At 24.2% G+C, this 10301-nt stretch carries 13 protein-coding genes and 1 tRNA gene; 13 read left to right on the forward strand and 1 reads right to left on the reverse strand.

What is annotated here, in order from left to right:
- The 13 genes from EIC27_RS08175 to lspA all read left to right on the forward strand — a co-directional run.
- Window positions 1-230 (forward strand): transposase domain-containing protein (locus EIC27_RS08175; protein WP_205702304.1); only part of this gene is annotated, 230 nt, incomplete at its 5' end.
- A 361-nt stretch (window positions 231-591) separates the two neighbouring features.
- Entirely contained in the window at window positions 592-822 is a 231-nt protein-coding gene (locus EIC27_RS03630) for a hypothetical protein (RefSeq protein ID WP_126044779.1), read from the forward strand.
- Window positions 823-827: 5 nt separating this feature from the next.
- Window positions 828-1106 (forward strand): flagellar basal body-associated FliL family protein, encoded by a 279-nt coding sequence (locus EIC27_RS08180; protein WP_126044790.1) that lies wholly within the window; start codon window positions 828-830, stop codon window positions 1104-1106.
- Window positions 1107-1166: 60 nt separating this feature from the next.
- Window positions 1167-1541 (forward strand): hypothetical protein, encoded by a 375-nt coding sequence (locus EIC27_RS03640; RefSeq protein WP_126044780.1) that lies wholly within the window; start codon window positions 1167-1169, stop codon window positions 1539-1541.
- A 32-nt stretch (window positions 1542-1573) separates the two neighbouring features.
- Window positions 1574-2089: a FliM/FliN family flagellar motor switch protein gene (locus tag EIC27_RS03645; protein WP_153183761.1), complete on the forward strand. Its 516-nt coding sequence runs from the start codon at window positions 1574-1576 to the stop codon at window positions 2087-2089.
- A gap of 125 nt (window positions 2090-2214) precedes the next feature.
- Window positions 2215-2496 (forward strand): DUF6468 domain-containing protein, encoded by a 282-nt coding sequence (locus EIC27_RS03650; protein WP_276310330.1) that lies wholly within the window; start codon window positions 2215-2217, stop codon window positions 2494-2496.
- A 1-nt stretch (window position 2497) separates the two neighbouring features.
- Window positions 2498-3136 carry a MotE family protein gene (locus EIC27_RS03655; RefSeq protein WP_126044783.1) on the forward strand — a complete coding sequence of 213 codons (639 nt, stop codon included), beginning with the start codon at window positions 2498-2500 and terminating at the stop codon, window positions 3134-3136.
- Window positions 3137-3278: 142 nt separating this feature from the next.
- Window positions 3279-4481: an acyl-CoA desaturase gene (locus EIC27_RS03660; protein WP_126044784.1), complete on the forward strand. Its 1203-nt coding sequence runs from the start codon at window positions 3279-3281 to the stop codon at window positions 4479-4481.
- A gap of 21 nt (window positions 4482-4502) precedes the next feature.
- Window positions 4503-4579, forward strand: a tRNA-Pro gene (locus EIC27_RS03665).
- A gap of 17 nt (window positions 4580-4596) precedes the next feature.
- On the forward strand, window positions 4597-6048 hold the full coding sequence (locus EIC27_RS03670; protein ID WP_126044785.1) for an ATP-binding protein: 1452 nt from the start codon (window positions 4597-4599) through the stop codon (window positions 6046-6048).
- Window positions 6049-6056: 8 nt separating this feature from the next.
- On the forward strand, window positions 6057-6374 hold the full coding sequence (locus EIC27_RS03675; protein WP_126044786.1) for a hypothetical protein: 318 nt from the start codon (window positions 6057-6059) through the stop codon (window positions 6372-6374).
- Between the two features lie 17 nt (window positions 6375-6391).
- On the forward strand, window positions 6392-7288 hold the full coding sequence (locus EIC27_RS03680) for an AAA family ATPase (protein WP_126044787.1): 897 nt from the start codon (window positions 6392-6394) through the stop codon (window positions 7286-7288).
- An 18-nt stretch (window positions 7289-7306) separates the two neighbouring features.
- The gene (gene lspA / locus EIC27_RS03685; protein WP_240627084.1) at window positions 7307-7780 is read left to right on the forward strand and encodes a signal peptidase II; all 474 of its coding nucleotides are present in this window, start codon (window positions 7307-7309) and stop codon (window positions 7778-7780) included.
- A 1054-nt stretch (window positions 7781-8834) separates the two neighbouring features.
- Here the strand turns inward: lspA and rpoD are convergent.
- The coding region (rpoD, locus tag EIC27_RS03690; protein ID WP_162298321.1) for an RNA polymerase sigma factor RpoD at window positions 8835-10301 on the reverse strand (1467 nt) is incomplete at its 5' end.

The raw sequence follows: 10301 nt of genomic DNA on the forward strand, positions 1-10301 counted from the left end.
GTATAAAACCATTTGCAGTTGGCAGAAAAAATTGGATGTTCTGTGCAACAACTAAGGGTGCTAAAGCTAGTGCAAATATTTATAGTATTATTGAAACTTGCAAAGTAAATAAGATTAATCCTTATGATTATTTAAAATATTTGCTGAATCATATTCATGATTATTCTGATCCAAAAGAGTTAGTAAATTTACTTCCATATAATATTGATAAAAAAATATCATCAAATTAAATTTTTTTTAGAATTATCAAAAAACTTAAGAAACCCAAAGAAAGGCGGATAATACTTGTCAAGATGGGGATATTTTAGCGTTTACGTCTCTCGAGTTTCCAGTTTATATTTATAAACTTAAAGATCAATATATTTTTATTTGACTTTTGATACGGTATCAGAGTCCTAATTTTTATGAGTATTTTAAAATCAAAAATTTTACTACTGTTAATATATTATTGTGGATATTACAGCTTGTTTTTTATGTTTTTTCATTCTTCAGTTTAAAGTATAAGGTTAAATAATCATTATCTAAAATTGACAAAAATAAAATTATAATTTACTACTTAAATACTAAGTAGTAGGACAATTAAAAAGGTTTATGGAATCTCAAGATAACAATGACAATTTAGAACAAGATATATCTGTTAACAACGACAGATTTTTTAAGACAAAAAGAAAGAAAATAATATTAATAGCGATAGTTATTATTATTGGCTTACCTGTTTTAGGGATTTTATTTTATAAGTATAGTAAAATTAAGCCTGTTGAAAATTCTGAATTTACAAATGATCAAAAAGAAGAAGTTTTATATTATGATATTATGATTTAACACCGATTGTAGTAAATTTAGATACTCATAATGAGGCAAATAAATTTTTAAAAATTTCAATAACATTAAAATTTAATAATAGTAGTAGTTTAGAAGAGGCTAAAAAACTAGAACCTAGTTTAAGAGATGAGTATTTCACTTTTTTAAGGCAATTAAGGCCATCTGATGTTATTGGCTCTGTGTCTATATATAGACTTAAAGATAGTCTGTATAAAAGAACTAATAAAATTTTGTATCCAGCTGAAATTAGTGATTTATTGATTGAAGATATATTAGTTCAATAATTGTATAATTGGTAATAAAGTAAATGGCAAATTCAATAAAAAAAAAATAATACATTGAAAATGACTGGTAAAGTTAAGGATGAAAATTTTAATTTGATACTTAATGCTAAAAATGCATCAGTATTGAATTTTCCTCTTTTAAATCAAGTATTTGAATTATTGCAAAGAAATTTTTCCAAGTCCTTAAAAGATTTTTTAAACTGTGATACTTATATTAATATAAGTGAAAATGAAAATATTCAGTTTTCTGATATTATAAAGGATATTGAGTATCCTTCAATGATTGGAGTTATAGAAATTACTAATAGTGATAATAATAATAAATCCTTAGTAATTTTTGAAAATCAGTTTGTGTACACTATATTGGATATTTTACTTGGAGGTTATGAGTATAAATTTGATTTAAAAATACAAAAAGACCTTTTACAAAGATAGAAAAAGGGGTTATAGAAGATTTTGTTAAAGTGATGATAAATTCTATTAATAAATCATTTGAAAATATATCTAATTTACAATTTAAGTTTAAAAGATTAGAAAGTGGCCCTAATTCAATTTTAATAGCAAATTCTAATGAATTTTGTAAATTATTAACTATGAAAGTAAGTCCTCTAAATAAAAATGAAGGATATATTAAATTTTTAATTCCATACTCTACACTTATTCCCTATAAATCAGAACTTAGCAAAATATCTTTAAAAGGAAAAGATTTAAAAGAAAAAGAGATATGGTTTCAATATTTTGAAAATGTTATAAATAATTTGAAATTGAATGTTTGTGTAGAACATACTGAAAAAATCTTTAGACTTAAAGATTTATCTGATATTAAAGTTGGTAATACTATTGTTTTAAACAGAACTAATGATCAAAATTGGAATTTAGTCATTAATAATATCAAAGTGTCTGATTGCAAATTAGGTCAAATTAATAATAAGATTGCAGTTGAAATATTAGATCAAATTGATGCCGCTAAATACTTAGAGTAAAGAATATGGAATTAATTTTAAATAGTGTTGTATTAGTTTTGCTTTGCCTTGCAATAGCTTATTGTTGAAAGTTAAATGGAAAAATTCAACATTTGCAAAATAGTAGGGGTCATATTTAATTTTTAATTAAAAATTTAGATTCATCTATTAATGGGGCCAACAGTAGTATATCTGATTTAAAGATTCTTACAAATAAAACAATGGTTGAGATGTCAGATTATATAAAGCAATCAGAAGAGCTTTCTAATGATCTTAGTTTTTTAATTGAAAAAGCTACTAAATTAGCTGATGATCTTGAATCAAATATTCAAACTACATCGAAATTAAAAAAATCTATTACGACTAAAAAAAGTGCTGGTACTAAAAGCGTAAAAAAGAAAAAAACAAAAAAGGATTTAAATAATTAATATGCTTAGACTATTACCTTATTTACTTATACTATTAGTATGTTTGTTTTTTTCGAAATTAATGGGTGTGATGGAGGAATATATAGGAATTATCAATATTCAAGAATCTAAAGCTCAACTTGATAAATCAAGTGAAAAAAATAATGAACCTTTAAAATCGAATGTGAACGAAAATTCACAAAATACAAATGCAACTAATTCTAAACCTGTTATTAAAGATGATTTTCAATTGCAGTCAGAAAAAAAATTATTGCAAGAATTAAGACAGAGGAGGAAAGAGATTGAACAATATAATGATGAAATGCCAGCAGATAAATTAGCATTAGAGTCTGTTAAGCAATATATTGATAAAAGATTAAGTTTACTTGAAAATTTACAAAATAAATTAAAACCTCAGTTAAAAAATAGTAATAAAAGTGAGGAACAAAAAATTCAAAGATTAGTTAAAGTTTATGAAAATATGAAGCCAAAAGAAGCAGCAAAAATTTTTAATGATTTACAAATTGGTATTCTTATAGAAATGTCTTTAAATATGAAAGAGTCTAAGCTTGCGCTGATATTAGCTGAGATGAAGCCTGAAAAAGTAAGAGAATTAACTTCAATTTTGGCTACACAAAATGATTTGATGGAGCTAGATTAATTTAATTTTTAATATTTATATTGAGATTCCTAATATAATAAATTTGCATAAAGTATATTGTTGATGGTTAAATAGTAATTAACCTTGTATTTTATACTAAATTATATTAGTATGACGGTTTTAATTTGTTGCTTTTGCTAAAATGGTCCAGAATAAAAAATCTAATTTTGCAATTAATTATCCTGCTCTCTTTGTAATAGTCATTTATCCCATTTTATTAGTTATATTTGCTGTAATTTATGGGCTTGAATATGGGATTGGTAAATTTGAAATAATTTCCATGGTGGCAACTTACTATATTGTTAATATCTCAGTTGGGGTAGGTTTACATAGATTATGGTCTCACGGGGCGTTTAAAACTAAAAAGTGGGTGGAATTTATTTTGGCTTGTTTAACAGCTGGAGCAGCTCAGATGCCTATATTAGCATGGGCTTCAGAACATATGCTACATCATAAATATACAGACGAAGAAAAAGACCCTCATTCAGCATTAAAATATAAAAATAAGTTTATAGGTTTTTTATGGTCTCATATGGGATGGATGATTTTTTCAGATTTTAAAAATAAAAGAATTGATAGATTAGCTATTGCAAAATTAGGTAGGAATAAAATTGTTTTATGGCAATTTAAGAATTATTGGAAGCTAGTAATGTTTATGAATATAGTAGTACCTTTAGCACTTGGTTATATTATTGGTGGCAATTTTAAATATGCTTTAGGTGCTTTTATTTTTATGGGTTTTGGCAGAGCTATACAACAACAAGCAACATTTTGTGTGAATTCTGTTGTGCATACAGATATAGGGGGTAAAGACTATTACTATGGTACAGCTAGAGATATTTGGTGGTTATTCTTTTTGCTTTTAGGAGAAAATTGGCATAATTTTCATCATGCATTTGCGAATGATTATAGAAATGGCCATAAATGGTATCATTTAGATATTCATAAATGGATTATTGCTTTAATGTCAAAAATTGGACTGGCAAGTGATTTGGTTGTTACTTCTTCAGTTAGGATAGATGCAATGAAAAATCAAGTTAGAAAAAAGACTATTACTAATTTAAAGGTAAAAGTAGATTTGATTGAGAAAGCAACTAAATATATTCATAGTATAGCATCGACAAAATTAAAATTAACAGAAGAGTCAGCTATAAAACTAGCTAATGATATTCATAAAAATTTAGATAATCTTATTATAAAATCTAAGGTTATTATGGGAGTTACTCAAGACTTAAAATTAAAATCTGATAATATTGAGGAAAAATTAATATTGGTGCTGTATAATAAATATGATGAATTGAGAAAGGCTGCACAAAAATTAGAAATTAGAGTAACATCAATTTAATGCTTTTAAATAATATAAATTCGGGGCATAGCGCAGTCTGGTAGCGCACCTGGTTTGGGACCAGGGGGTCGGGAGTTCAAATCTCTCTGCCCCGACCATAAGTTTTTTTAGCGTAATGAAAAAAAATATTGAAAAGTCATTAACGTTTTTGTTAAACAAGCGTTTTATAATGATCATATATAGTATTGCCTTCATTACCATAGTCATATTCCAATATAGAAGCTATATTGAGCAAATTATAAGAAATGAAATAACTGATTTATCTCATTATGTTAGAGCTAGGCTTTCTGTTGCAAAGAATTATAGTTATGATAATTTTCAACTTATTGAATATATAGATAAAAATAATTTATTTAATAATAATATTAAACATATATTAGATAACAATAGAGCTAAAAAATTATTTTTTTTAGATGAAATTTATAAATATGATAGTGTAAATCAAGATTTATTTTTTACCGGAATAAATGAAAGCAAGATTAGCATTCAAAATTTAAAGACAAACCCTACTATTTTACAATGTATAAAAAATAAAGGAAATATAAAATTTGGTCAAATATATATAAATGATCATTATGAAATTGTTTCATGTTATAGAGGCGATAAATATGTATATTTAAGATTAATTAATTTTCGTAAGCTAGTTAGAAGAATTAAAGATAAATATAGCTTTAGTAAAAATTATCGCATTTTAATTAGTGATAAATATAATAGAATTTTATATGTTATTAATGATAGTGCAAAAGTTTTAGATAAAAATTTAGCCAATATACCATATTTAAAAGAAGGGATGGTATTTTTAAGTAAAAATAAAGAAAAAAGATATACTAGAATTAGTGGTTATGGTTTATTTGAAAAATCATATTCTTTAGTATCATTTAGAGATAAAAGTTTTAAGATTTTTGTAGAAGAGATATCTAGTTTTAATTTACAAAATATTATTAATTTTCTTAAATTTGATAAGTTACTTATAATAATTGATTTAATAATATTTTTGATATTAGCATCATGTGTATTAGTAGGTATTATATACCCATTAAATAGGATATCTAATTCATTAAAAAAATACATGAAACTAGAAGGTGATAAAAATTTGTCTAATTTAAAAGTTATTGATATATTGAAACATGACTATCTTAAATTACAAAATCAATATAAAAATATATACCTAAAATATCATTTTGTTAGCAAATTTTTAAAAAAATTCATAGTTAATTATAAAGATAATTACAAAGATATAGTACATAACTTCAATACTCCTTTACATCAAATTCAATTGTCAATACAAAGTATTGAGTCAGAGCATAGTAATACAGTAGTTGACAATAAAAAAATAAAAATAATAGATAAAGCATCTAAACAATTATTAGCTAATTGTGAGTTGTTTTTTAGTGATAAAAAATTATTAAGGTATTCGTTAGATTCTAAGAAGTCTAATGTATGTTTAGCTGAAATTATAAAAGATTTATTAAATACTATTTTTAATATGAGCACTTATGATAATTTAAGAATTAGCAAAATTTCACTACTACTAATACAATTATTATTGAGGATAAAATCTTTGTAGAGACTGTAATGTACTTTTTATTAAATAGTTCTAAAAAACTAATTGATGAAATTAGCTTTTTATCAGTATATATACATGAAATTTTAACTGGCTTAGAAATTTCAATTATATTTGAAGGCAATAAAATCAAAAAAGGCAATGTTCAAGAATATGTTAATTATATAGATAATAAATTAGATTTAAATTATTTTGATGAGTCAAAATTAGATATTTTAATTATTAACTATTTTGTTAATTTACTTGGATTGGATTTATTATTTCAGACTAATTATAAAAATATCATTAAATATAAGCTTATTATTCCAAATATTAAAATCAAAAATTAATTTTATTACTAATTTATATGCAAAATTTTGGTTATTCTTATAAAGAAATTAGAACCTTAATTAAGGACAATATTGATAATAATATATTATTTAATTCTTGTATCATTTATGGAAACAGTGGGATAGGAAAAACATATTTAAGTGTTGAAATAGCAAATCTTATACTAAATGATAAACAAAATAATAATCATAATTATTTAAGATCTCCTGATCTATATGTTGTTTCAAATGATTTTTTTAATGAAGATTCTATAATTTCAGTTTATACAGTAAGAAGTATTAAAGATTGGTTGAAGCATACTCCCATTAATTCTAAATATAAAGTTGTACTTATTGATGATATTGATAAAATGAATAGGAATGCAGAAAATGCATTTTTAAAAATATTAGAAGAACCAATTGGTAATACAGCATATATATTTAATGCTACAAATATTAATTCAATTTCTGACACGTTAAAGTCTAGATGTATAAAATTTAAATTAGCTAAAATATCTTATAAAGATTTTAAAATTAGAATATTACGGCTTATTAATACTAAACTAACTGTAAATATAGAATTATTGTATCAATTATGTAGTGGAGATGTTAATTTGGCAGCAGAAATTATCAAAAATGACCAATTTTTCAAATTAATAAACTTTTTTGCCGATAAACAATTTAATAAAATTTTAAATTTAATAGAAGATATTAATTTAAATAATAATTTGAATTTGAGATTTTTTAAATGTGCTATTTCCAATTTAATGGTAAAAATATTAGAATTATATGTTAGCAATAATAAATCTTTTTATAAGATATCAACTTTATATGACAGATTTAGTAAAATACAATATATAATTATAAATTTAAAATATTTGAGTTTAAAAAATTCTCAACATACTGTAATTTCTATATTAAGGAAATGTCTATAAAATTAAAAAAAAAATATTATTTTAGTATCTACTTGTTTATTTGCATTATTATTAGACCAATTAACAAAGCAGGTAGTTCTAAGCTATTTGGATCATAAAAGTATATATAAAATTACTAATTTTCTAAATTTTGTAAAAATTTGGAATAATGGGATTAGTTTTGGAATTTTTAGCGAACATAATTTTTCACCAATTATATTTATTTGTTTATCACTTATAATTATTATCCTAATACTATATTTAATGTCTAATATAAATCCAATTCTTCAAGGCTTTATTATAGGTGGTGCTATTGGTAATTTAATTGATAGAATTATATTTGGTAAGGTATTTGATTTTATTGATTTTCATATTAATCATTGGCATTATCCAGCTTTTAATATTGCAGATAGTTTAATTGTTATTAGCATTATCATAATTATTTTCTATGAAATTAAAGCATATTTTTTTAATAAGAATAATTTTTGTAATTCAAAAAATATAAAAAAATGACCTAATTTTTGTTTATATAGTTAAATACTTATAAATTTATTTTCAATAAATTATGAACAAATCTCACATCTAAAAAAGGAATGCCAAAAGCCTTAGAAGCTTGTTTATCGTGCCATGTATCACCAATCATTATAGAATTATCATTATTTATTTTAATTTCATATAATAATAAATTTTTCTCATTAATTTTTAATCGTTTTTGATTCAGAGTTTATTTATAGATTACTTGAAATAGCAGATATTTTACAATTCTTGAAAGGCTCTTTTTTAAATTTAATAACGTCACAGATTTGCCAGAATAAATAATTTTTGCAAGTGAATCAAATATCACAGAAAGCTTCTTAAAATGAAATAATATGCCAGAGATGCTAAAGATACTATTGCATTATTTCTAAGGTTTAAGAATTTAATAATCAAGACATTGGATTTAAGTTTATTCAAGAGAATATTGATACTAATTTCTAATAGTAAGTTTTTCTTCTATATGTTTAGTGCAATTGCTAAATTTGAAAAAGATACTATTAAAGAACGTATATTAATTGGCTTGAATGCTGCTAGAGGTAAGTTAGGTGAACGTCCTAAAAAAATTTACTGATTCACAATTATTATTAACCCGAGCTGCATATAAGAAATACTTAGTAAAAGGCGAAAAAACTGTTATATACAAATATTTGAATACAATTTTAGTTAGCAATATAGTCATTGCGAGAGCATTTTAATGCTCGCGGCAATCCAGGAAAATTATCAATAAATGTAAATGCGACAACAATTATGGATCACCACAGTCTAGACTTCGTCTCTCCCTCGTGATGACTTCAGGTGGTATTCATTCCTCCTTCGTGATGATTGTGGGTAGATACTACGCTTCATGATTATAAGATTTGCTATAAATTTCTTATCTGCAGTTTGGGTTATTATTAATGAAGAGAATGTGTGCTGATAAAGATAATTCTATTCAAGAAATTTGTGTTGAAAATTAGTCGCCATACTCTTTTTAGACTTTTCCTGTAGCAAAAAAATTTAACTTACAATGAGCTGATAGAGAGGGAAGCAATTATGTAAAGGTATCTAATTTTGCAGATCTTTTTTTATGTCTTAATTTTCTTAAAGCCTTAGCTTCAATTTGTCTTATTCTCTCTCTAGTTACATCAAATTGCTTACCTACTTCTTCTAATGTATGATCTGTTTCCATGCTTATACCAAATCTCATTCTAAGCACCCTTTCTTCACGGGTTGTGAGTGTAGCTAAAACTTTAGTAGTTGTTTCTCGTAAATTTGAATGAACTGCAGAATCCAATGGTTTTACAGCATTGGCATCTTCAATAAAATCACCTAACATATTTCCTTCATCATCTCCAATTGGATTTTCAAGGCTCATAGGTTCTTTAGAAATTTTAAGAACTTTTTTTACTTTTTCAATAGGGATTGATAATTGTTCAGCAATTTCTTCAGAAGTTGGTTCTCTTCCTAAGTCATGAGCTAATTGCTTTGAAGTGCGAATGATTTTATTGATAGTTTCTATCATATGTACAGGTATTCTAATTGTTCTAGCTTGATCTGCTATTGAACGTGTTATTGCTTGTCTAATCCACCATGTTGCATAGGTAGAAAATTTATACCCTCTTCGATACTCAAATTTATCAACAGCTTTCATAAGACCAATATTACCTTCTTGGATCAAATCAAGAAATTGTAATCCTCGATTAGCATATTTTTTTGCAATAGATATAACTAGTCTTAAATTTGCTTCTATCATGTCTTTTTTAGCTTTTTTAACCTCTCTTTCCCATTTTTGTATATCTTGAAAGATTTTTTTAAACTGAATTATGGATAATCCAGCTTTGACTTTAATTTTTTCAAATTTTAGCTGAGCTTTAGTAAAAAACGAGCTGTTTTCATCTATTAATTTAGTATATTTTACCCCCCGATTTTTTAACAGATCAATCCAATTTTTTTCTAAATCAATAGTACGGTATACATCTATAAATTTTGCTCTGTTTAATTTTGAATTTGAAGCAAGTTTAAATAATTCACTTTCAATTTGAATAATATCTTTATTTATTTCTTTTAGTTGATAAAAAATTTCATTAATAAATTGATCATTTAATTTGAGCTCACCTAATAAATTAGCTATATCATTTATCTTATTATCTAATAATTTTTTTTCAGCTTTGCTTTGATTAGAACTGCTAATTTTTTTATCTTTTTTTACATCATAAAATTGCAATAAGCTTTTACAATCTTCGGATATTTTTAATAATATATCAAGTATTTTAGGTTTTAAATCATTTTCTATAGCTGAAATAGAAGTAGTATCACTATCATCATCATTATCAAAATCATCATTGCCAGATTCTGTGTTTTTGGTATTAAAATCATCATTTTTTTCAGAATTTTCATCAAAGAATTGTTCATTACTTGCAGTTGCATCAATATCTATAACTTCTCTTAATAATTTTTTACCTGCAAGTATGTCATCATACCAATCTTGCATTTTTTTAAGAGCCATAGGAGTTTGAAT

The organism is Candidatus Aquarickettsia rohweri (genome assembly GCF_003953955.1).
Lineage (GTDB): Bacteria > Pseudomonadota > Alphaproteobacteria > Rickettsiales > Midichloriaceae > Aquirickettsia > Aquirickettsia rohweri.